Genomic DNA, 21,060 nt, shown 5'->3' with positions numbered 1-21,060 from the left:
CAACCAACAAGGAGTCTTTATGAGCCGCCAACAAGCCATTGCCAACACGCTGGCCTGTTTTGATGATGGGCGCTTTCAGCAAACGCTGGCGCGCCGGGTTGCCTACCGCACCGAAAGCCAGGACGCGGCCAGCGGCCCGATCCTGCACGCCTACCTGACGGAAGAAATGGTGCCGCTGCTGGAGCGTTTGGGGTTCACCTGGGACATCATCGAAAACCCCGAGGCGGGCAAGAGCCCCTTCCTGATCGCCGAGCGTCTGGAGCCCGGCGCGTCCTTCACCGTCCTGACCTATGGCCACGGGGATGTGGTGCGCGGCTACGACGCGCAGTGGCGCGATGGCTTGAGCCCCTGGGACATCGTGGTTGAAGGCAACCGCTGGTACGGCAGGGGCACAGCCGACAACAAGGGTCAGCACACCATCAACCTTCTCGCCCTGGAGCAGGTGTTGGCGACCCGGGGCGGCCGGCTGGGCTACAACGTGAAGGTCTTGCTGGAGATGGGCGAGGAGACGGGTTCGCCCGGGCTCAACGAAGTCTGCGTCATGAACCGCGATCGCCTCGCCGCTGACCTGTTCATCGCTTCGGATGGTCCACGCAACGGGGCTTCACGACCGACCTTGTTTCTGGGCTCGCGCGGCGTCTTCAATTTTGACCTCCACCTCAACCTGCGCGAAGGTGGCCACCACTCAGGCAACTGGGGCGGCCTGCTGCGCAACCCTGGCATTCGTCTGGCCCACGCCATCGCGAGCATGGTCGACGCCAGAGGTCGCATCCTGGTGCCCGGTTTGTTGCCCGAGGAGCTGCCCGACAGCGTGCGTGAGGCTCTCAAGAGCATCCAGGTCGGCGGTGATCCCAACGATCCGGAAATCGACCTCGACTGGGGTGAACCCGGGCTCACGCCGGCCGAGCGGGTGTTCGGCTGGAACAGCATGGAGGTGCTGGCTTTCACGACCGGCAACCCGGCCATGCCGGTGAATGCGATTCCGTGCGACGCACGGGCCCATTGCCACATGCGCTATGTGGTGGGCAGCGACGATTCGAACTTCGTTCAGCACATCCGCAAACATCTGGATGATCATGGCTTTCACGATGTGGAGCTGCGCACCAACGACATGCACATGCCCGCCACCCGCCTCGATCCGGACGACGACTGGGTGCGCTGGTGTCTGGCCTCCATGGAGCGCAGCTCAGGCAAGTCGCCTGCGCTGTTGCCGAATCTGGGTGGTTCCCTGCCCAACGATGTTTTTGCTGTCACGCTCGGGCAACCCACGCTGTGGATCCCGCATTCTTACCCTGCCTGCTCGCAGCACGCGCCCAACGAACACGTGCTGGCCGATGTGATGCGCGAAGCGCTCAACATCATGGCAGGGGTGTTCTGGGACTTGGCCGAAGAAGGTCCAGGCGTGTTTGCGACACGCAAGGCGGGTCTCAGCAAGCGTGCTGAATCCGCGGTTTCGTAAGCGTGTTGATGGCGAGCGCAGGTGATGTGGTGCAGGGAGATGGATGCCACAAGATGCCACCACCGCACTCGTCGCGTGTCACTTGGTCTCGTCCACCAAGCGTGGTTGGGTCTGGTCACTGAAGGAGGGGTGGCGTCCCGGCCTTTGCTGGCAACTCATTGCCCGGCGTCGGGGATCTCGATCTGGCAAACCATGTCGTCTGGGAGGGTGAACCGTTCGCAAGAGACGGGCTGGAACACGACGATGGTGTAGGCCGACAGCAGCGCGATGGTGAGGGTTGTCGCCACCAGCACCATGGCCCGGTCTTTCATGTAAGCCATCAGGCTACTTCCATTGCAATCCCGGACGGGTCGACCCGGCGCATCATCAGGCTGGAAGGGGACATGGCCACGAAGGAGGTGGGCAAGGCGGTGGCAGTGAGTTTGCGTTTCATGGTGCCTTGATGGGGTTGGTGGTGGCATGGAACTGCAGCCTGAATTCGGCGCCGGGAAAGGTGTTGCTCACGCCAGGGTGCCTCCCATGGGCGTTGGCAACTTCCTGACAAATGCAGAGCCCCAGGCCAGCGCCTGGGTGGCGGTGGCCGGAGCCTTTCCAGAGACGCTGAAACAGGCGCGGCTGGTCGGCATCACCTGCCTCGAGGTCCGTTACCTGGTCGCGCAGCGCGTCGTGCGGTGATCTTGAAGCAAGGCAGCTGTAGCCCCGGTTCACGCCAACGCTGCACCAAAGCCAGTGCTTCTTCACCGGAAGGCTCCCAGGCGACAAGGGCTGCACCATGTGCTTGTGCGTTTGGCCCAGCCGAGCCCTCCCGGCGTGTTCGAATGCGTCGCACTCAATGCCAGATGGGCGCAGGGCCCGCTGGATGGGTTGTGCCAACCCGGGGTGGTCCTTCATTGCCAGTACGCGTTGCACGCCAGGCCTCGGCTGGCAGGTCAGAAACGGTACATATAGCCGATGCCCACTTCGGGGACGGTGCCGCGGTCAACCAGCGGGCTGTTCTTTATGGCGTTGTCGAGCGCTGTGACGCCCATGTCCACAAAGAGCATGTGCTGCCGTGCCAGGCGGTAGTCCAGGCGCAGTCCGACTTCGGCATTCACCGCTGAGCCGGCGTTGTAGGCGGCACGACCTGAGCGGATTTCGGATGCCCTGACCCCATAGTAGTAATTCACAAACTTGCTGTCTTGCCAGGTGGCGGCGAGACGGGGTGTGATGCCGAGCTGGCCCAGAGCGAATCGGCGCTCCACGCCCAGCTTCAGTTTTTGCCCGTGGCTGTTGCCCGATGCATCGGTGACCCATCGGGTGTTGAAGGTGGCCATTTCATGGCGCATGGACAGGCTGCCGCCGAGCCAGAAGCTGTTCTTTCGCTCCTTCATGCCCGCCAGGAACGGTGAGTCCTTGGCCTCGTATCCGTCGCCTGCGTAGCTGGCGTTCAGTCCGAAGGCGAAAGCACCGCTTTGTCCCAGCTTGACTTCCATGCTGGGGCCGAAAAAGCGCACCCAGCGGTTCTCGAAAGTGAGCACAGGCCAGACCTCGGTTTTGTTGTCAAAATCGCGGTAGGCCTTGGTCTCGGACCGGACCACCATGCCCAGCCCCCAATGGGCTCCAGCGGGTGAACCGTCCCCAGGCGCATCGGCGAATGCGGGTGTGTGAAGCATGGCGGTCAATGCGACAGCCAGCGTGGCGAGGGACAGGCGTGGCAGGGCGGGCGGGTTCATGCGATGGATCTCTGAGGGGTTTGTGACAGACGGGATCATCAGGGGTGTCTTCTTACTGAACATTGACTGGCCCTGGTTCGATCCGTGTTTGCCTTCGGCCCGATAAGCCTTGGTTCGATACCCTTTGGCGGCAACGCCCAGGCTTGAGTTCGCGCAACATGCGCTGCAGCGCCTCGGCGCCGCCATTGCGTCAAAGGTGTGGGTTCGGCTGTGTCCGAGACAGGGTTGGGTGACGCTGTGAAGCATCATGGAGACACCGCCGCTTTCTCTGTGTGGATGGCGGGTCTTGAAGCCGGTGCGCCACGATCGAAAGGCGAGTGCTCCCTTGTTCCACCGAAGCGGTAACTGGATACGGCCATGCTGCCGAGAAGGCGCTCACCGTACACGCAGGTTGCACTGTCGCTACCTGCAGCGCCTGCGGCCACCATCAGCGGTATCAAATGGTCCTCTCGGGGGTGAACCTTGCGGGCATGTGGCGCTTTTTCCCAATGCAGCAGCGCCTCATGCCGCTCGGCGGGACTCGCTTCGAGCAGGCTTCGACGCAACCAGGCATCGAACCGGGAAGAGGGTATCGCCATGTGCGGCCCGTGCTCATGGCAGCTCATGCCGCTGCCGATGATGAGCACCCCTTCATTGCGCAAGGGTGCCAACGCCTGACCGACGTGAAAGTGCTCACCCGGATCGAGGTTCTGCTGTAGCGAGAGCTGCACCACCGGCACCTCTGCATCAGGGAAGATGGGCTTGAGCAGGCTGTAGGTGCTGTGGTCGAAGCCTTGTGTGCCGTCTGCCAGCGCGGCGCAGCCGGCTTGCGTCATCATCTGCACCATGCGCCGAGCGAGCTCGGGTGAGCCAGGCGCCGGATATTGAACCTTGTACATCTCCGGCGCAAAACCGAAAAAATCGTAGACCATGCCGGGGGCTGGCGAAGATGTCACCGAGAACTTGTGCGCCTCCCAATGGGACGACACCACCACGATGGCGGTGGGTCGTTTCGGAAGTTGGCGTGGAAGGTCTTTCAATGAGGCTTCCAGCCAGCGCATGTGTTCCCGAAATTCGCCCTCCATGAAGGGCCAGGGACCACCGCCGTGGCACAGGTAGTACACCGGCATTCGGCTGGTGGCGAGAAACGGTTGCTCCATGATGGCTTTCGATGTGGGCGTGTGATGTGGGTGGTGCGGCTTCAGCGTCGCACCGCAATGGGCGCTTTGCTGGCCCGTCCCCAGGCGATGAACAGGGCCAGCGCCAACAGCACGGCGTTGAATGGCAGCACGGCGAATTCACCACGCGAGGCATGGAAGACCATGGCGAAAACCTGCAACACGGATGCGCCAACGGCAGCCCAGACGGTCAGGCGCGGTGCGATGCGCGTGATCGAGGGCAGCAAGATGCCCAGGCCCGCAGCAAGATCCACAGTGCCTATCGCGCGCAGGAAGGCCTCGGGCACATCGTTGGCCCAGGGGATCATGGCGCCGAGATCGGCGGGGGCCTGCATCAGCTTCATTGAAGCGGACCAGAGGTAGGTCATGGCCAGCAGGCTCTGGGCGGCCCAAAGGCCCCAGCGAATGGGAGCCCCGGCGCGCGAGGGCACATGGGTTGAGAGGAGTGGGTCGGGAGCAGTTAACGAGTCCATGAAGGTTCTCTGGAGGGTTGAAAGAAGCTCTATGGTCTGCCCTGCCAAGCCAAAAGAAAACGTGTTAGCGTTGATCAAGTCAATCTCCAAACCAGATAGAGTGGGCAACTTTTCGCTGGATCACTTCGTTGTTTTTGCCGCCGTTACCGACTGCGGCGGCTTTGCTGCGGCGGCCCGCAAACTGGGGCGCGCGCAATCGGCCATCACCAACGCCATCCGGAACATGGAAGAGGCCTGCGGCCTGGTGCTGTTCGACCGCAGTGGCTACCGCGCTGAGTTGACCGACGCCGGCCGTGCCCTGTTGCCGCGGGCGCGACAGGTGCTCGCAGAGGTCGACAGCTTTCGCCGCGATGCGGGGGGATTTGCGGAGGGACTGGAGGCCGGGCTGGTGCTGGCTGTGGATCCCTTTGTGCAGCAGGCGCCACTGGCACAGGTGTTGCGCGCGCTGCATGCGGTGCACCCCACCGTGCGGGTTCGCCTGCTCATGGAACCCCATGCGCAAGTGATGGAGATGGTGGGTGGTGGCCAGGCCCACCTCGGCCTGCTGCCCGAAGTGGCGCCCCTGGGCACCCAGTTCGAGTCGTTTCGGTGGTCTGAGCAAGCGCTGGTGGCGGTTGCAGCGCCGGGCCATCCGCTCGCTGCGCATGCCACGCCGATTCCGCCCGAAGCGCTTCGGGTGCACATGCAGGTGGTCTTCAGTTCGGGTCGCGCCGCACTGACGTCGCCGGACCTCGGGGTGCACGCCACGGACTGCTGGCATGTGTCTACCCTGGCCTTCAAGCGCGAGTTGCTGCTGGCCGGTGCCGGTTGGGGCAGTTTGCCGGACCATATGGCCGCCGGCGACATCGCTTCGGGACACCTTGTGCGGCTCGACATCGAATCCTGGGAGGGGCGCGACCGCATGCCCTCGTTCTTCTCCACCGTCATCAGGCGCCGGGATGCGGTGGCAGGCATCGCGCAACGCAAGCTCATCCAGCTGCTGCGCGACCAGGTGGTGAACTGAACCGTTCGGGCTTTTCCGGTGCATGTGGCAGGTGAAGCGCTTGCTCCTGCCGTGGTCGGGGTCGGCGGGTTACGCGTTGTTCAGGCAAAAAAACAGGGCCCGAGGGCCCCGATGCCATGCAGAAAGCTGGCAGAAAATCTCAGCCATCGCCGGGGCTGCCTGACCCCTTGTGGGCGGGCCGGGCAGCGACACGGTGGTGCAAGAAAACGCTTATTTGGTGTACTTGTCCATCAGTGTGTGCATCTGCTTGACCAGGTTGGCACCGTCCACGCCTTTGGCCTTGACTTCGTTCACCCAATCGCTCTCCACCGCGAGCGAGGCTTGACGCCAGCGCTCGGTTTCGGCCGCGTCGAGCTGAACGATGCTGTTGCCCAGTTTCTGCGCAATGGCAATCGCCGATTTGTCCCCCGCGTCCATGCCGCGACCGAAGTCGGCCGACAGGCTCAGGCCCGAGTTGTTGTCGATCACCTTCTTCAAGTCGTCGGGCAGCTTGTTGTAAGCGGCCTTGTTCATCTGGAACGCGAAGCCGGTGACGTACAGACCGTGCTTGCCGGTGAAGCTGGTGTGGTTCTTCACCATCTCGGACACCTTCACCGCAGGGGTGACCTCCCAAGGCAGGGTGGTACCGTCGAGCACGCCTTTGGACAGCGCTTCGGTCACGGCTGGCACAGGCATGCCCACGGGCGTGGCGCCCAGCTTGGTCAGCATGTTGTTGACGATGCGCGAGCCGCCACGGATCTTCATGCCCTTGAGGCTGTCCAGACCGGTGATGGGCGCCTTGGTGTGGAACAGACCTGGGCCATGGGTGTGCACGGCCAGCAGTTTCACGTCTTTGAATTCATCCGCCGAATACTGGTTCACGTATTCCCAGAAAGCCTGGGAAGAGGCTTCGGAAGACAGACCCGTCATGAACGGCAGCTCGATCACTTCGCTCTTCACGAAGCGCCCAGGGGTGTAGCCGAGCACGGTCCAGGTGATGTCGGCGATGCCGTCGCGGGCCTGGTCGAACAACTGGGGTGGTGTGCCGCCAAGCTGCATGGCGCTGTACATCTGGATCTTGATGCGGCCCTTGGATTCTTCCTCAACCTTCTTGATCCAGGGCGTGATCACTTTGCTGGGGATGGTCGCCTGCGGAGGCAGGAACTGGTGCAGGCGCAAGGTCACTTCCTGGGCGAAAGCCGTGGAGGTGATGCCGCTGGTCACGGCGAGGGCCGTCAGCGCTTTCATCAGGTGGCGTTTGTTCATCTTCATGGTGTCTCCTTGCGGGTGGTTAAAAAAGTTCGTTGAAAAGGCTGAAAAGCTCAGCGATGGGAAGCTGGGAAATCAGGGGTTGGTGTAGGTGGTTTTGACCGTGGTGTAGAACTCGGCGGCGTAGCGGCCTTGCTCGCGCGGGCCGTGGCTCGACGCCTTGCGGCCGCCGAAGGGCACATGAGGATCAACGCCCGCGGTCGGCGCGTTCACCATCACCATGCCTGCCTGCAGGTGGCGACTGAAATGCGCGGCCTGTTTGAGCGAGGTGGTGCAGACGCCAGCGGACAGACCATAGTCGGTGTCGTTGGCCACAGCCAGGGCCTCTTCCGCGTCTTTCACCTGGATCACGCTGGCCACCGGGCCAAAGACTTCTTCGCGGTTGATGCGCATCTGGTTGGTGGTGCCGGTGAACAGCGCCGGACGCAGGTAGAAACCCGGCTGGCCATCGACCTCGGGCAGCGCTTCGCCGCCAAAAGCCAGCGTGGCGCCTTCGGACTGGCCGATGGCGATGTAGCTCAGGTCTTGGGCGAGCTGCGTGGCGTCGACCACCGGGCCGATCACCGTGCCAGTCTTGCGGGCATCGCCGACCTGCAATCGCTTCATGCGCTCGGTCATGGCGGCCACGAAGCGGTCGTGAATGCCGGCGGTGACGACCAGCCGGGAACTGGCGGTACAGCGCTGGCCGGTGCTGTAAAAAGCGCCGTTGATGGCGCACTCCACGGCCACATCGAGGTCGGCATCGTCGAGGACCACGAGCGGGTTCTTGCCACCCATCTCCAGCTGGAATTTCGCCATGGCGCCTTGGCGGCCCACGCAAGCGGCCGCGACCTTGCGGCCGGTGCCTTCGGAGCCCGTGAACGTGACCGCCGAGACACGCGGGTCTTCCAGCAACGCATTGCCGATGTCGCGTCCGCGGCCCATCACCAGGTTGAGCGTGCCCGCGGGCAGGCCGACGCGGCTCATGATTTCCACCAGGGCCCAGGCACTCGCCGGCACGGCCTCTGCCGGCTTGAACACCACGGCATTGCCATAAGCCAGCGCGGGCGCGATCTTCCAGGCCGGGATGGCGATGGGGAAATTCCAGGGCGTGATGATGGACACCACGCCGACCGGCTCGCGGGTGATGCCCACGGTCATGCCGGGCCGGGTAGAAGGCAACAGCTCCCCGCCCAGGCGAAGGGCCTCGCCGGCAAAGAACTTGAAGATGTGCGCTGCGCGTTGTACTTCGCCCAGCGCATCGCTCAAAGCCTTGCCCTCTTCGCGCGCCAGCAAATCCGCCAGCTCGGCTTTGCGCGCCTGGATTTCCTGACCCACCGCGTCCAGCGCGTCGGCGCGCTGCTGGGACGTGAGCGCGGCCCAGACGGGTTGCGCGGCTTGCGCCGCCGCCACGGCACCGGCCGCCTGCGCCAGGCTGGCGCGGGCATAAAGGCCCACGACGTCGCGCGTGTCCGACGGGTTGATGTTCTCCGCCGCGTCAGCGCCGTTCACCCATTCGCCGGCAATGTAGTTTTGTTTCACAGTCATGCGTGTTTCTCAATGTCACCCGCGCGCGGTCTCAGCGCATGAGGTGCGCCGCTGTTCGCGGACGGGAAAAGGAACCGGTTGGTCGCTGCTCAACCCTCGCGCGATTGGCGCAGGTTGTCCTTGAGACGATCGGGCACGCGCTCGTCAAAGCCCAGCGCCACGCGACGGACCTCGGGGGTGTCGGTGGGCGCATGGCCGACGCCGAGGGCGGCGGCGCGGGGGGCATCGATCGCCACCACGGTGCCGCTGACGCGGCCGATGCCGGTGATTTCGCATTCCACGACATGGCCAGGGTCGATCGAGCGCGAATGGCATGGCGTGCCCATCAGGATCACGTCGCCGGGCAGCAGGGTGATGTGACGCGCAAGGTCGGCAATGATGTAGTGCGGACCCCAGATGGTTTCGTCGCCGATGTGGGCTTCCTGCACCACGCGGCCGTTGACCAGGGTGCGCAGGGTCTGCTCAAACAGGTTGACGCCGCGCACGATGCCGGGCCCGATGGGCAGCAGGGTATCGGCGCCTTTGACGCGCAGCATCGAGCCTTGATCGGTGTCGCGGAAATCCTGCAAGCCCATGTCCAGCGCCGGGCAGAAGCCTTCGATGTAGTCCCAGGCTTCGTCCGGCGTGACGTTGCGGCAGGTCTTGCCGATGACGACCGCGTATTCGCCTTCGTAGTTGAGGTACTTGCAATCGGCCGGCTTCAGGATCTGGCCGCGGTGGCCATTGAGCGAGGTGGTCGGCTTGGTGAAGTAGGTTGGCGTTTCGGTGGGCTTGGGCTTGTTGCGCGTCTCGAAGCTGCGCGAGCTGTACGAGATGTGCACCGCGATGATCTTGCTCGGATTGACCGGCGGCAGGTAGGCGGCCTCTTCGGCGTTGAGCAGGCGGCCATCGTCCAGGCGCAGCTGGCCAGCGTGTTCGCCTTCTTCCACCAGCGTGCCCCAGAAGGCGCTGCCGCCAACGAGCACGCGGCGGCGCTCGACGCGCGGGCCGCGCATGACGGCCGGGAGTTCTTTGAGAGGAAATTCGAAGTTCATAAAAGTGTCCCGCGCTCTATCAGGCGCCTGGTTGGTTCTCGGTGTCGAACCAGATGTGGATGTTGCCGGTGCCCCGGGCGTTTTCGTAGGCCGACAGTGGCTCACCCTTGGTGCGGCAGGCCGCGCCGCCCATGGCGCCGACCATCTGCAGGTAATGGGCGCCAAAGGCTTCCCACGGCATGCGGCGGTATTCGTCTTCCCAGCGTTCCAGAATCGTGTCGTGACGGCCTTGCTCGAACAGCGCGATGGCGCCTTTGTCGCTGACGATGTTCTCGGGGCGCGAGACGTTGGTCTCGTGGAAGATGCGCGGGTGGTTGGGCTTCCAGTCGATGTTGTTGAACTTGTGGCTGAGCGCGCCCGAGCCGAGCATGACCACGCGCAAGCCGCTGCGCCGAATGCCTTCGGCAATGGCTTCGCCTGATTTCAGGAAAGCCGGCCAGTCACAGTTCTGGCATGAGCTCACCGTGACCACCGGGGTGTCGCTGTGCTCAAGCCGCAGTTGCTTGACCAGATTGACGGTGGCGTAATGGCGCCCGAGATCGGCGTGGCAGATGGCGCGGTTGTAGCCGCCCATTTCGCGCGACACGGCTTCGATTTCCAGCGCCAGGCTGGGCAAGCCGCGGTAGTCGTAGGGCACGCCGTGCAGATACCAGGGCATTTCATCCGAAATGTAGGTGCCGCTGTAACGCGCCCCACCGTCCACCAGGTGGTAGCCGGTGGTGAACCAGTGCGAGTCAAAGATCATGACCACATCGGCTTTCGCAGCCTGGATTTTCTCGCGCAAGCGGGCATAACCCGGAATCAGGTCGGAGTCTTCACCAGCCCCTTGCAGGCGGCGAAATTCCTCGCATTGCATCAAGCCGGGGTGGTGCGACACGATGGCCGCACCGACAATTTTTCCATTCATGGGGTCTCCGATCGCGATGGGAATCAGTTGAACTTGGCGCCAGACCAGAGCTGGCGACGCTCGGCCAAGGGGTCGTTCACCACGGCTGAGGTGGTGTCGAAGCGCATGGTGGGGCGGGTGGCGGTTTCGTAGCGAGGCCAGCCGGCGTCACCGGTCTTGATGAAGCGCGTCCAGCGGCCATGCATTGCGTCGGCCAGCGGCTGATGGCCCGGGCCACCCAGGAAGGGCGCCGCCTGTTTTGTGGCCAGCGTGTTGAAGGCGAACGGCACGTCCACCACGTGGCCCGCGCCGAGGCGGCCACCAAATCCGGGCGACGACCAGGCGAAGTTGTAGAACCACACCGGTGCACCGGCGGCCACGCGCTGCTCGGCGTAACGCAACGTGGGGATGCGGAAGGTGCCGTCCGATTCCAGCGCGGCGAGCATGTCGCCCGGCGAGGCCTTGTCGCGCACCTTGGCGTAAACCTCGGCGGCGTTGGCCGGCAGGCGGTTGCCGCGCACGGCGCCGTCGAAGGCCGGTGGCGGGATCTTGTCGATGGTGCCGCCAGGAACGAGGTACAAGCGCGCCTCTTCGTCGGTGCAACCGATCAGCAAGGGAAGCTTGCCGGCGTTCTTTTGCAAGGCGGCGTAAGGCGTTTCGGTCAACACCGTGCCGTCTACAACGGGAAGGAAAGGCGGCTGGCCGCCGATGGGGCCCCACTTGGCGCGGTCGCGCAGGTCGCCGATCATCTTTTCGGTGCCGGTGATCATGTCGGGCAGCGACACCGCGGCCATCGCCTGCGCCATCGGCGCCACGCCGAGCATCTCGCCCGTGGCTTTGGCCACGCGGGCCGCTTCGGCGGTTGAGAAGTTGTTTTGCGGCGGGCTCTGGGCAATGGCTTTCTGGAACAGGCCTTGCGCCATGGGCATGCCCATGAGCAACATCACGCTTTGTGCGCCAGCCGACTGGCCCGCGATCGTCACGTCTTTGGGGTTGCCACCAAAAGCCGCGATGTTGCGCTGGATCCACTGCAGCGCGGCGACCTGGTCAAGCAGACCGCGGTTGCTCGGTGCGCCGTCGATGGCCATGAAGCCGTCGATGCCCACGCGGTAATTGACCGTGATCACCACGATGCCCTGGGCGGCGAAGCCGCTGCCGTCGTACCAGCCTTCGGCGGCGTCAACGCGGTAGAAAGCACCGCCCGGGAACCACACCATCACGGGTGCGTTTTTCGCGTTGGTTGGCGCCCAGATGTTCAGCGTGAGGTCATCGGCCTCGCCGGCCATGCCACCGCCGGGCGCGCGCGATGGCTGCGGCGGCATGGGCCCGTAGGCGCTGGCGTCGCGTTCGCCCGACCAGGCCGCGGCAGGCTTGGGCGCCTGGAAGCGGTTGGCCGCGGTAAAGGGGTTCGCTGCGTAGGGCACGCGTTTGAAGCTGGCGACGGACCCGGCGCGGGCACCGCGCAGTTGGCCTTGTGCCACGGTGGCAATGGGCGAAGCGCTGTCGGTGTTTTTCATGGCAGGGGTTTGCGCGCAGCCGGCCAGGCCGATGGCGCTGGCGCCGAGGGCGGCGCCGGAGGCGAGAAACTGGCGGCGGCCGAAGGGGATTTTCGAATTCATGGGCTTGTCTCCTGTTGTGGTGGTGTTGGGGCGCGTGGCGTGCGAATCGGATGGGCCGATCAGCGCTGGCTGAAGCTGGCGCGGAAGGGCTTCTTGGGCACGACGATGTCTTTCACATCGCAGAAGAATTCAAAACTCCAGTCACCGCCTTCACGACCGACGCCGCTGCGCTTGATGCCGCCAAAAGGCGCCGCCAGATCGCGGATGCCAAAGCTGTTGATCCAGATGAAGCCGGTGCGCACGCGCTCGGCCACGGCGGTGGCGTGCCCGGTCTCGCCGTAGCAAACGCCGCCCAGGCCGTAATCGGTGCCGTTGGCCATGGCGATGAGCTGCTCGTCGTCTGCAAAAGTCTGCAGCGTCAGCACAGGGCCGAAGACCTCGTTCTGCACGATTTCGTCGCTTTGTTTCAGGCCGGAGACCATGGTGGGCTGGAAATACTGGGCGCCAAATGCGTGGCGCTGACCGCCCCAGAGCAGCTTGGCGCCACCGGCGACCGCGCGCTCAACGAAGCCGGCCACGCGCCCGACCTGTCGCGGGTGAATGATGGGGCCGACTTCGGTGGATTCTTCGCGCGGATCGCCGACCTTCAGTTGCTCGACCTGCGCCTTCATGGCCGCGGTGAACGCCTCGGCCACGCGCTCATGCACCAGGAAGCGGGTGCCGGCGAGGCAGACCTGGCCTGCATTGCGGTACATCAGGGCACCGGTGCGCGCGGCGTTGTCAATGTCGGCGTCTTCCAGCACGATGAAGGGGCTCTTGCCGCCCAGCTCCAGGCTGCAAGGCACGAGGTTGGCGCCAGCGGCCTGGGCGATGAGCTTGGCGGTCGGCACCGAACCGGTGAACGACACCCGCGCCAGCCGGGGGTCGGCCACCAGCTGTGCGCCGGTGGTCGCGCCAGCGCCTTGCACGACGTTGAACACGCCCGGCGGCAAACCGGCAGCCTGCGCCGCATCGGCCAGCAGCGAGCACGACAGCGGCGCCCACTCCGGTGGTTTCAGAATGCAGGTGTTGCCGGCGGCCAGGGCCGGACCGAGCTTCCAGGTTGAGAGCATCAGCGGCGCATTCCAGGGCGTGATGATGACCACCACGCCGGCGGGCGCATGGCGCACCAGGTGTTGCGCCTGTTCGGTTTCGATGGGGCGGTTTTGCAGGTCGAGCGCGTGCTCGGCGAACCAGCTGATGTTGAGCATGGCGCGGGGCACCACGCCATGGCGCATCCGAGAGAGCAGCACACCCGCGTCGCGGCTTTCCACCTGACACAGCGTTTCGGCGCGTTTGCCGATTTCTTCGGCGAACCGGTCGAGATAGGGTTTGCGCTCGGCAGCGCTCAGCGCGCTCCAGGCCGGGAAGGCCGCTTCGGCGGCCTGGATCGCCGCCTCGACATGTTCGGGGCGGCCTTCGCTGATCCGCCCCAGCAGAGCCTGGTCGATCGGGCTGTGCAGTTCGAAGGTATCGGCTGACGCGACGCGCTTGCCGTTGATGAAGTGGTCAGGCGAGACGGTGGCGCCGGCGATTTCAATGGGTGTGTTCATGGCAGCAGCTTTCCAGGGTTCATGAGGTTCAAAGGGTCGAGCGCGGTCTTGATGGCTCGCATCAGCTTCAACTCGACAGGTGATTTGTATCGGGCGGATTCATCGCGCCGCAGCACGCCCAGACCGTGTTCGGCCGAGATGGATCCCTGGTGGACCATCACGGCATCGTGAACCAGGGTGTTGATCGGCGCTTCAAGGGCGAGAAACTCGGCCACGTGTTCGGTGCCACAACGGTCGGGCGAAGGCGACAGGTTGAAGTGCAGGTTGCCGTCCCCCAGGTGGCCGAACACCACCAGCCGCTGGCCGGGGAACGCCTCGGACAGGGCTTCGCTGGTCTGGGTCACGAAGCCGGCGATGTTGGAGATGGGCAATGAAATGTCGTGCTTGATGGTTTTGCCTTCGGCGCCCTGAGACTCCGAGATGTCTTCGCGCAGGGCCCACAGCGCCTTGAACTGGGACAGGCTGGACGACAAGGCCGCGTCGGTGGCGAGCTCTTGCTCCATGCCGGCTTCCAGCAAGCCTTCAATGGCTTCGCCTGCTTCGGATTCGCCCTGGGTGTCACTGACCTCCAGAAGCACATACCAGTCAGACCGCTCGGCCAGCGGGAGTCGTGCGGCATCCACATGTTTTTCCACCAAAGCAATGCAGGCATCGCTCATCAGCTCGAAGGCGGTGAGCGATGAGCCCAGCCGGGCCTGGGCCAATTGCAGGAGGGCGATGGCTGCGGCTGGCGATGGCACCGCCACGAAGGCCACGACCTGGGAAGCCGGCAGGGGAAACAGCTGCAGAACGGCTTGCGTGATCACGCCCAGCGTGCCTTCGCTGCCGATATACAGATCGCGCAGGTCGTAGCCGGTGTTGTCTTTGCGCAGGCCGCGCTGGCCGTCCCAGATCTCGCCTTCCGCGGTCACCACTTCCAAGCCCAGACACAACGCACGCGCATTGCCATACCGCAGTACTTGCACGCCACCCGCGTTGGTGGCCAGGTTGCCGCCAATGGTGCAGCTGCCTTGAGCGGCCAGGCTGAGCGGAAACAGACGCCCGGCTTCGCGTGCCGCTTCCTGTACCTGCTGCAAGGTGACGCCGGCGTCCACTTCGATGGTGTTGTTGACCGGGTCGATGTGGCGCACCTTGTTCAGCCGTGTCAGCGACAGAACCAGCGCGAGCCCGTCGGTGTCGGGGGTGGCGCCACCAGACAGGCCGGTGTTGCCACCCTGCGGCACCACCGGCACCCGGTGCGCATGGCACCAGCGCATCACGGTGGCCACGCCTTCGGTGTTGTCGGGCTGGGCCACGGCTATCGCGCGTCCGGTCCACTTGCCTCGCCAGTCGGTGAGAAAGGCCGCCATGTCGGCGGGTTCGGTCAGCAGGCGCCCCAAAAAGCTGTTGCGCAGGGTATTGAGATCCATGGATGTGCCTCAGTAGTCGCTGGTACCAACGGTTGGCGTTGCAGCGGTCTTGAAGCGCCGGGCCAGCGCGCGGGTGGTTTGCGCCAGCAAGGTGGCGTCAACGCCGACGGCCACAAAGCGCGCACCCAGACCGATGTAGTGGTGTGCCAGTTTCTCGTCTGTGGCCAGAATGCCCGGCGCTTTGCCGGCGGCCAGGATGCGCGTTATTGCATGCTCGATGGCGGCGCGCACGTCGGGGTGGCCAGGGTTGCCGAGGTGGCCCATGGACGCCGACAGGTCGGCCGGTCCGATGAAGACGCCATCAACCCCTTCGACTGCGGCGATCGCATCGATCTGTGCCAGCGCATTGGCTGTTTCCACCTGAACCAGCAGGCAGACCTGGTCATTGGCATGGTGCAGGTAGTCCACTTGCGCACCCCAGCGCGAAGAGCGCGCGAGGCCACTGCCCACGCCGCGCACGCCTGCCGGTGGGTAGCGCATGGCGCTCACCAGCGCCTGCGCTTCGTCTGCGTTTTCCACCATGGGCACCAGCAAGGTTGTGGCGCCGATTTCCAGCACCTGTTTGATCAGGGCGGCATCGCCGTTGGGAATGCGCACGACCGGGTGCGACGGATAGGGTGCAATGGCCTGCAGTGCGCTCAGCATGGAGCGCAAATCGTTGGGGCCGTGTTCGCCGTCGATCAGCAACCAGTCAAAACCGGCTGTGGCGCACAGCTCGGCAGTGTATGGATCGGCCAGCCCCAGCCAGAGACCAATTTGGGCGCCCTCGACAGCAAGGCTTCGTTTGAAGTTGTTTTGGGTGTTTGGGTTTTCCATCGGGTTCATACGAATTGCACCGAGATGGAGCCCAGTGGGCCGTAGTCGGCGTGGAACACGTCGCCGGCCGAGCAGGGCACCGGGCGGGTGAACGAACCACCGAGCACGATTTCGCCTGCCGCCAGGCCTTCGTCGTAAGCGGCAAGCTTGTTGGCCAGCCAGACCACGCCATTGCCCGGGTGGTTGAGCACCGCAGCGCCCAGACCCGATTCCTCGATCACACCGTTTTTGTAAAGCAAGGCGCCGGCCCAGCGCCAGTCCACGGCATCCACCCGCGAAGGGCGCCCGCCAAGCACGATGCCGCCGTTGGCCGCGTTGTCGGCAATGGTGTCGAGCACCTTGCGTGGCGCTTGGGTGTCGCGGTCGAATTGTTCGATGCGCGCATCGATCAGTTCCAGCGCAGGCACCACGTAGTCGGTTGCGTTGAGCACATCGAACAGCGTCACACCCGGCCCTTTGAGTGGCTTGGCAAGAATGAAAGCGAACTCCACCTCCAGACGGGGAACGATGAAGCGCGCCGCTTCGATTTCACCGCCATCACGCAGCAACATGTCGTCGAGCAGCAAGCCGAAATCGGGCTCGGTGATCTGCGAGGCCAATTGCATGGCGCGCGAGGTGAGGCCGATCTTGTGGCCAATGGCGCGGCGCCCCTCGCCCTGCTTGATCTTCATCCACTCGCGCTGAATCGCGTAACTGTCTTCGATCGTCATCGATGGATGGCGTTTCGAGAAGTGGGTGATCTGCTGGCGGGATTGTTCCGATTCATGAAGCTCACGCGCCAGGGCGGCGTGAAGCGCGGGTTCGAGCATGCTGTGTCTCCGTTGGCACCTGCATCCGGCGCACTGATATGTAACTGGCCATTATTTAAAGCAAGGCAGCAAGAAACAAGCAATTGATATTGATCAATCAACAAGCTGTGATTGATAATCGAAACCATGTCCTTGATCCGATACACCCTGCGCCAGTTCGAAGCCTTTGTCACCGTGGCCGAGCTGCTCAATTTCGGCGCCAGTGCCGAGCGCATGGGCCTGACTGCCCAGGCCGTGAGCCAGTTGGTGGCTGAACTGGAAACCTTGCTCGGTTTCCGCCTGTTTGACCGAACCACCCGTCGGGTGGCGCTCTCCAGCGGGGGGCGGGATTTTCTGGCCTCGGCGCAATCGGTATTGCACCAGCTGAACCGCGCCGACAGCGTTGCCGACGATGTGCGCAACCGCGCGGCCGGCGTTGTGCGCATCGGGGCACCTTTGGTCTTGGCCAGTGCCGTGGTGCCCGCGGCCATGCGCGATTTTGCGGCGAAACGACCCAAAATTGCGGTACGGATTCGCGATTTGCCGGTCGACAGCTTGATCGATGCGGTGGTGACTGGCGATGTGGATCTGGCGGTTGGCCCCGATCGCCCGGTGAGTGCAGACGTGTTGAGCGAGCCACTGTTTGACAGCCCCTGGGTGCTATGGTGCGCAGCGAGCCATCCTCTGGCAAAGAAACGAAAAGTGCGCTGGGAAGACTTGCGCGAACACGCCTTGGTGGCGGCCGGGCGTGATCATGAAATCAGTGTGTCTTTGATGCACCGGAATGCACCGGAGGGCACACGCATCATGCCGGTGCATGTGGTTGACAACATCTCCACCGCCATGGGCATTGCCTCGCAAGGGCTTGCCGCGACTTTGGCGCCTGCATATGTGGGTGTCATGGCGCACCCGTTTGGCCTTGTGATGAAGCGGGTGGTCGAGCCCGAGGTGATTCGGAAGGTCTGCCTTTACCGCTCCAAGGTTCGACAGGCGACACCTGCTGCAGAAGGGTTTGCCATGCACCTCTCAGACTGGCTGAAACGCTGGGCCAGGCAAAAGTCGCAAGGGGTGATCAGCGATTTCCCCGGGTTGATTCATGGCGCCTGAGTCCGCTGAGTCGGCGTCTGCACACCCGCCTGCTTTTGAGAGGTTACCCAGGTGTGCTGAAGGCAAAAGCAGCCTGTGAGGACCGGCGCTATCTTGGTGTGCTGACGGTGGTGGCCGCGGCTTCGCTGGCCAATGCAACGGCGGTGTCCAGGTTGTGGCCCGAGACCAGGGCGGTGAACAGAGATGCCCTGCAAAGGTGTCGCCCGCGCCCAGGGTTGATATCACCTGTACCGTTTTGTTCGCTGGCTGCCTGAAGGCTCTTTCAGTGGTGCTCCATGCCACACCGCACGGTCCGGGGGTGACCACGCACATGCCGGAGCGTGCACCGGTTCCCTGCTTGGCACCGCTGGTCTCGATCTGCTGTTGCACAGATGGTCCACCAAGGGTGCCGCAAAGTCATCGCGGCAGGTGGCACCTAGCATGTGGTTTGGCACACTGGCCCGGGCGCTGGCCCCCGTCTGGTTGAGGCCTTTTCCACCCGGCATCGGCTGCCAACGGTTGGCCAAGGCGGCGATGGATGGCGGCATGGTCATTCAGGCATTGGTTGCTGGAAGCACGGGCGCGGTGCTCGCTGCTGAATTTGCGCCGAGGTGGCATCGCCAGGAGTCAGGGACGACCATCCCTTATCGCCTCAAAATAGTCGATGGCACCGATTTGTCCGCCTTTGAGGGCCACCTGTGTGCCGTTCAACGCCGGGTTTTCGCTGTGGGCGAAACACAGCGGTGATCCTGGGGTGCGCGGCAAAGACATGGCGACCGTCAGCGCGAACACGTCGAGCTCGCGCAAGGCGTGGCTGGAGGTGTCGCCGCCTGCGACCACGGCGCGCTTCAAACCACCGTGCTCCACCATTTCGCGCAACAGACGGCCCAACCTTTGGCCGATGGCGTGTGGCTCGGCATCGTCGAAACGTTCGGCCGCCGTGTCTGGCCCGAGTGCCGTGTAGGCGATGACACTGCATCCGGCGTCCAGCGCGGCGCAGGCTTGGGACAACACCGTAGCCTGCTCGGCATCGCCCCGGGAATGCGAAGCAAGGCGCGCAGCGTTCACCGCGATCAGGGCAAATCCCTGTTCCCCGGCGTGGCGAATCTGCTGCGCGGTGATCGCCGAGCAACTGCCCGACACCACGGCGATGCGGTCCACGGCGCCCACGTCCCTGAACGCTGTTACGTCGCCGGTCAGCATGCCACATGCCTGCCAGGCTTTGACCAGTGCGTATTCGATGCCGGATGAGCCGACGGTGAACAGGCCGGTGTTGTCCCGGCGGTGGCGCCAGAGTTGTTGTCCCACGAGGGTCTGGGTGATGGGATCGGCCACGTCGAGCAGCAGTGCGCGCACAGGGGCTCCGTCGCTGCGCATGCCATGGTCGACCGCCGCATCGGCGTCGGGCGATTGCAGGGTCAACCCGTCGACCAGGCCCACAGGCGCGGTGGTTTGCGCCGCCAGATGCAAGCGCAGGTCTGCCTCGTGCATGGGTGTGACGGGGTGGCGGCTCATCACCGGATGGCGGTCGATGCGGTAGGTTTCGCCAGCGATCGTGGCGAAGAGGTTGCCGAACACGGTGTAGCGGCGCAGTTGCGGCACGCCGACGACGATGGGCACCACGGCTTGTTCAAAGGTGGCGGCACCGATTTCCAGGGCGCGCCCGATGTTGCCCACCTGGGGGGCGCTGTCAAACGTGGAGCACACCTTGTAGTGGCAGATTGCCGCGCCCTGGCGCCTGAGCCAGTCGAAGGCCGGCGGCAGGTGCTGATCCATCCATGCGGGCGTCTCGCTGCGGCTGGTACCGGCCAGGCCGATCGCCTGCAAGGGACCTTCACGGGTCAGCGTGTCGAGTTGCGCGTCTGTGGCAGGTCGCAGAAACAGGGCGGTGCGAACGCCGGCCAGGGTGAGCGCCTCCATGGCGTCGGTGGAGCCGGTGAGGTCGTCGCCGTAGTAGCTCAGCAGGAGATTTTTTTGGCTCATGGGTCAGGCTCGAAAGGCGGCGATGGCTTGGGCCAACGCGGGATGGCTCTGGGCGTAGGTGTCGAGATCGGCCCCTTGCACCGCCGCTTCCCAGGCTTCGCGCAAGCTCAGCACCCCACCGGGCACGCCGCCTGGGTGGGCCATGATGCCGCCGCCGCAGCAGTAAATGAGATCGGTGCTGCCCAGTGCTTTGTAAGTGTCGGCCACCTGCTCGGCGGTCTGACCGGAAGAAAACACCGGCATCACTTCGCAGCCGGGCGTCGGCGCATCGAACATGGGCCGCACGCAAGCCTGGGCCGAGCGGATCACCGAGGCGTCGTCTTCGCTGAACTTGTTGCGCAGGCCGTTGACATGCAGGTGGTCCACCCCGGCCAGCCGCCAGAACTGCTGGTAGGCGCGGTAGTCCATGCCGATGTAAGGTGAGCGGCTGAGCATGCCCCAGCCCGCGCGGTGGCCGTGGATAGCGAGCTGGCTGTGCTTGCGCAGCCAGACCAGGGCCGGCAAGCCGACGGCGGCCACGGTCACCATGATGCAGTTGCCGCCGGCGGCTTGTACGTAGTCGTGGTTCTGCAGCATCACATCGAGCTCGTCGGTGATGTTGAAGGCGTACATCACCTTGCGGCCGGTGCGCTGTTCGTGCTCTTTCAGCACCGGCATGATCGCATCGACACGGGCACGCAGCGGGCTGTGCGGGCCGTTGGCCTGGAGTTCGTCGTCCTTGATGAAGTCGATGCCAGCGTCCACCAGTTGCTTCACCAGCGCTGCCGTTTCTTTCGGGTTCAGGCCCACGCTGGGCTTGATGATGGTGCCGATCAAGGGGCGGCCCTCGATGCCCAGCAGTTTTCGGGTGCCTTGAATGCCGAATTGAGGGCCTTGGTAACGCTGGGCAAAGCTGGGTGGCAATTGCAGGTCGAGCAAGCGCAGCCCCGAGATTTCCCGCAGTTCAAACAGGTTGCCGGCCACAGTGGCCAGCAGGTTGGGCAGTGAAGCGCCCAGGTTGTCGAAAGGCCACGAGACCTCGATCTCTGCGCGCTGAAATGTGGGGTTTGCGCCCAGTTTCGAGGGCAGCGGGCGGATTGGCAGTGATGGCGAATCGGCCATGTCGAGCGGTGTGATCCGCTCGACGACGGCGCCTGCCGCTTCGCGCAGTTGATCGGTTTCGCCGGGCAGCCGCGCGAAGGTTCCACAGGACTGTTCGCCCGCCAGCACGGCGACCGCCGCCTCCAGCGGAAAGGGGGTTTCAACCCAGTAGGTGGCGCGGATGCGGCCATCGGTGGTGCTGGGGCGGGGTGAAGCGTTCGTGTTAATTGGCATCGTCATCAGACCAG

Annotated in this window: 20 protein-coding genes; 4 read left to right on the top strand and 16 right to left on the bottom strand. The window is 64.3% G+C overall.

The annotated features are described in order from the left end of the window. The first annotated feature begins 19 nt into the window (after positions 1-19). The gene (locus LPB072_RS19575; protein WP_066086682.1) at positions 20-1,459 is read left to right on the top strand and encodes a M20 family metallopeptidase; all 1,440 of its coding nucleotides are present in this window, start codon (positions 20-22) and stop codon (positions 1,457-1,459) included. Between the two features lie 155 nt (positions 1,460-1,614). Here LPB072_RS19575 and LPB072_RS23570 read toward each other — a convergent pair whose 3' ends face one another. Then, a complete protein-coding gene (locus tag LPB072_RS23570; RefSeq protein WP_157559369.1) occupies positions 1,615-1,779 on the bottom strand; it encodes a hypothetical protein in 165 nt (54 codons plus the stop codon). Positions 1,780-1,918: 139 nt separating this feature from the next. On the opposite strand from LPB072_RS23570, the gene LPB072_RS23565 reads away from it, so the two are divergent. Further along, positions 1,919-2,134, top strand: a complete 216-nt coding sequence (locus LPB072_RS23565; protein WP_066086684.1) for a hypothetical protein — start codon at positions 1,919-1,921, stop codon at positions 2,132-2,134. Positions 2,135-2,388: 254 nt separating this feature from the next. Here LPB072_RS23565 and LPB072_RS19565 read toward each other — a convergent pair whose 3' ends face one another. From LPB072_RS19565 to LPB072_RS19555, 3 genes are all read right to left on the bottom strand, one after another. After that, the gene (locus LPB072_RS19565) at positions 2,389-3,171 is read right to left on the bottom strand and encodes a MipA/OmpV family protein (RefSeq protein WP_066086686.1); all 783 of its coding nucleotides are present in this window, start codon (positions 3,169-3,171) and stop codon (positions 2,389-2,391) included. 245 nt (positions 3,172-3,416) lie between these two features. Beyond that, the gene (locus tag LPB072_RS19560) at positions 3,417-4,310 is read right to left on the bottom strand and encodes a DODA-type extradiol aromatic ring-opening family dioxygenase (protein ID WP_082876765.1); all 894 of its coding nucleotides are present in this window, start codon (positions 4,308-4,310) and stop codon (positions 3,417-3,419) included. 41 nt (positions 4,311-4,351) lie between these two features. Beyond that, positions 4,352-4,801, bottom strand: coding sequence for a DoxX family protein (locus LPB072_RS19555; RefSeq protein ID WP_066086692.1), 450 nt, complete (start codon positions 4,799-4,801; stop codon positions 4,352-4,354). Between the two features lie 61 nt (positions 4,802-4,862). Here LPB072_RS19555 and LPB072_RS19550 point away from each other — a divergent pair, with 61 nt between their 5' ends. Then, complete coding sequence (locus LPB072_RS19550) at positions 4,863-5,804, top strand: LysR family transcriptional regulator (protein ID WP_197508864.1); 942 nt, start codon at positions 4,863-4,865, stop codon at positions 5,802-5,804. Between the two features lie 210 nt (positions 5,805-6,014). Here LPB072_RS19550 and LPB072_RS19545 read toward each other — a convergent pair whose 3' ends face one another. The 9 genes from LPB072_RS19545 to hpaH all read right to left on the bottom strand — a co-directional run bounded on the left by LPB072_RS19545 (position 6,015) and on the right by hpaH (position 16,684). Further along, complete coding sequence (locus tag LPB072_RS19545; RefSeq protein ID WP_082876767.1) at positions 6,015-7,055, bottom strand: TRAP transporter substrate-binding protein; 1,041 nt, start codon at positions 7,053-7,055, stop codon at positions 6,015-6,017. A gap of 72 nt (positions 7,056-7,127) precedes the next feature. Further along, positions 7,128-8,579: an aldehyde dehydrogenase family protein gene (locus LPB072_RS19540; RefSeq protein ID WP_066086700.1), complete on the bottom strand. Its 1,452-nt coding sequence runs from the start codon at positions 8,577-8,579 to the stop codon at positions 7,128-7,130. An 89-nt stretch (positions 8,580-8,668) separates the two neighbouring features. Further along, positions 8,669-9,613: a fumarylacetoacetate hydrolase family protein gene (locus tag LPB072_RS19535; RefSeq protein WP_066086702.1), complete on the bottom strand. Its 945-nt coding sequence runs from the start codon at positions 9,611-9,613 to the stop codon at positions 8,669-8,671. A 19-nt stretch (positions 9,614-9,632) separates the two neighbouring features. Further along, positions 9,633-10,520 (bottom strand): DODA-type extradiol aromatic ring-opening family dioxygenase, encoded by an 888-nt coding sequence (locus LPB072_RS19530; RefSeq protein ID WP_066086705.1) that lies wholly within the window; start codon positions 10,518-10,520, stop codon positions 9,633-9,635. A gap of 23 nt (positions 10,521-10,543) precedes the next feature. Then, on the bottom strand, positions 10,544-12,118 hold the full coding sequence (locus tag LPB072_RS19525; RefSeq protein ID WP_231943322.1) for a carboxylesterase/lipase family protein: 1,575 nt from the start codon (positions 12,116-12,118) through the stop codon (positions 10,544-10,546). Positions 12,119-12,177: 59 nt separating this feature from the next. Further along, the gene (locus LPB072_RS19520; protein WP_066086709.1) at positions 12,178-13,650 is read right to left on the bottom strand and encodes an aldehyde dehydrogenase family protein; all 1,473 of its coding nucleotides are present in this window, start codon (positions 13,648-13,650) and stop codon (positions 12,178-12,180) included. Continuing rightward, positions 13,647-15,059, bottom strand: a complete 1,413-nt coding sequence (locus tag LPB072_RS19515) for an FAD-binding oxidoreductase (RefSeq protein WP_066086712.1) — start codon at positions 15,057-15,059, stop codon at positions 13,647-13,649. The genes LPB072_RS19520 and LPB072_RS19515 overlap by 4 nt, the downstream gene beginning before the upstream one ends. 9 nt (positions 15,060-15,068) lie before the next feature. Further along, a complete protein-coding gene (gene hpaI, locus LPB072_RS19510) occupies positions 15,069-15,875 on the bottom strand; it encodes a 4-hydroxy-2-oxoheptanedioate aldolase (RefSeq protein WP_066087186.1) in 807 nt (268 codons plus the stop codon). A 5-nt stretch (positions 15,876-15,880) separates the two neighbouring features. Continuing rightward, complete coding sequence (hpaH, locus tag LPB072_RS19505) at positions 15,881-16,684, bottom strand: 2-oxo-hept-4-ene-1,7-dioate hydratase (protein WP_066086715.1); 804 nt, start codon at positions 16,682-16,684, stop codon at positions 15,881-15,883. Positions 16,685-16,810: 126 nt separating this feature from the next. Between hpaH and LPB072_RS19500 the strand changes: the two genes are divergently transcribed. Further along, a complete protein-coding gene (locus LPB072_RS19500) occupies positions 16,811-17,770 on the top strand; it encodes a LysR family transcriptional regulator (protein ID WP_066086718.1) in 960 nt (319 codons plus the stop codon). On the opposite strand, the gene LPB072_RS24220 is transcribed toward LPB072_RS19500, so the two are convergent. From LPB072_RS24220 to LPB072_RS19490, 3 genes are all read right to left on the bottom strand, one after another. Then, positions 17,690-18,082: a PfkB family carbohydrate kinase gene (locus LPB072_RS24220; protein WP_407927817.1), complete on the bottom strand. Its 393-nt coding sequence runs from the start codon at positions 18,080-18,082 to the stop codon at positions 17,690-17,692. The genes LPB072_RS19500 and LPB072_RS24220 overlap by 81 nt on opposite strands. Before the next feature lie 294 nt (positions 18,083-18,376). Further along, the gene (locus tag LPB072_RS19495; RefSeq protein ID WP_066086720.1) at positions 18,377-19,732 is read right to left on the bottom strand and encodes a four-carbon acid sugar kinase family protein; all 1,356 of its coding nucleotides are present in this window, start codon (positions 19,730-19,732) and stop codon (positions 18,377-18,379) included. Positions 19,733-19,735: 3 nt separating this feature from the next. Continuing rightward, the gene (locus LPB072_RS19490; RefSeq protein ID WP_066087190.1) at positions 19,736-21,046 is read right to left on the bottom strand and encodes a ribulose-bisphosphate carboxylase large subunit family protein; all 1,311 of its coding nucleotides are present in this window, start codon (positions 21,044-21,046) and stop codon (positions 19,736-19,738) included. Positions 21,047-21,060: the final 14 nt, after the last annotated feature.

This window comes from Hydrogenophaga crassostreae, assembly GCF_001761385.1.
In the GTDB taxonomy this organism is placed as follows: Bacteria; Pseudomonadota; Gammaproteobacteria; order Burkholderiales; family Burkholderiaceae_C; genus Hydrogenophaga; species Hydrogenophaga crassostreae.
This window is presented reverse-complemented; position numbering and strand designations above follow the sequence as displayed.

Bases quoted from the DNA above. Each gene is read 5' to 3' on its own strand.
- LPB072_RS24220 (WP_407927817.1), bottom strand. From the start codon at position 18,082: ATGTGCGTGGTCACCCCCGGACCGTGCGGTGTGGCATGGAGCACCACT.
- LPB072_RS19525 (WP_231943322.1), bottom strand. From the start codon at position 12,118: ATGAATTCGAAAATCCCCTTCGGCCGCCGCCAGTTTCTCGCCTCCGGC.
- LPB072_RS19555 (WP_066086692.1), bottom strand. From the start codon at position 4,801: ATGGACTCGTTAACTGCTCCCGACCCACTCCTCTCAACCCATGTGCCC.
- LPB072_RS19520 (WP_066086709.1), bottom strand. From the start codon at position 13,650: ATGAACACACCCATTGAAATCGCCGGCGCCACCGTCTCGCCTGACCAC.
- LPB072_RS19535 (WP_066086702.1), bottom strand. From the start codon at position 9,613: ATGAACTTCGAATTTCCTCTCAAAGAACTCCCGGCCGTCATGCGCGGC.
- LPB072_RS19500 (WP_066086718.1), top strand. From the start codon at position 16,811: ATGTCCTTGATCCGATACACCCTGCGCCAGTTCGAAGCCTTTGTCACC.
- hpaH (WP_066086715.1), bottom strand. From the start codon at position 16,684: ATGCTCGAACCCGCGCTTCACGCCGCCCTGGCGCGTGAGCTTCATGAA.
- LPB072_RS19490 (WP_066087190.1), bottom strand. From the start codon at position 21,046: ATGCCAATTAACACGAACGCTTCACCCCGCCCCAGCACCACCGATGGC.
- LPB072_RS19540 (WP_066086700.1), bottom strand. From the start codon at position 8,579: ATGACTGTGAAACAAAACTACATTGCCGGCGAATGGGTGAACGGCGCT.
- LPB072_RS19495 (WP_066086720.1), bottom strand. From the start codon at position 19,732: ATGAGCCAAAAAAATCTCCTGCTGAGCTACTACGGCGACGACCTCACC.
- LPB072_RS19545 (WP_082876767.1), bottom strand. From the start codon at position 7,055: ATGAAGATGAACAAACGCCACCTGATGAAAGCGCTGACGGCCCTCGCC.
- LPB072_RS19575 (WP_066086682.1), top strand. From the start codon at position 20: ATGAGCCGCCAACAAGCCATTGCCAACACGCTGGCCTGTTTTGATGAT.
- LPB072_RS23570 (WP_157559369.1), bottom strand. From the start codon at position 1,779: ATGGCTTACATGAAAGACCGGGCCATGGTGCTGGTGGCGACAACCCTC.
- LPB072_RS19515 (WP_066086712.1), bottom strand. From the start codon at position 15,059: ATGGATCTCAATACCCTGCGCAACAGCTTTTTGGGGCGCCTGCTGACC.
- LPB072_RS19530 (WP_066086705.1), bottom strand. From the start codon at position 10,520: ATGAATGGAAAAATTGTCGGTGCGGCCATCGTGTCGCACCACCCCGGC.
- hpaI (WP_066087186.1), bottom strand. From the start codon at position 15,875: ATGGAAAACCCAAACACCCAAAACAACTTCAAACGAAGCCTTGCTGTC.
- LPB072_RS19560 (WP_082876765.1), bottom strand. From the start codon at position 4,310: ATGGAGCAACCGTTTCTCGCCACCAGCCGAATGCCGGTGTACTACCTG.
- LPB072_RS23565 (WP_066086684.1), top strand. From the start codon at position 1,919: ATGGAACTGCAGCCTGAATTCGGCGCCGGGAAAGGTGTTGCTCACGCC.
- LPB072_RS19565 (WP_066086686.1), bottom strand. From the start codon at position 3,171: ATGAACCCGCCCGCCCTGCCACGCCTGTCCCTCGCCACGCTGGCTGTC.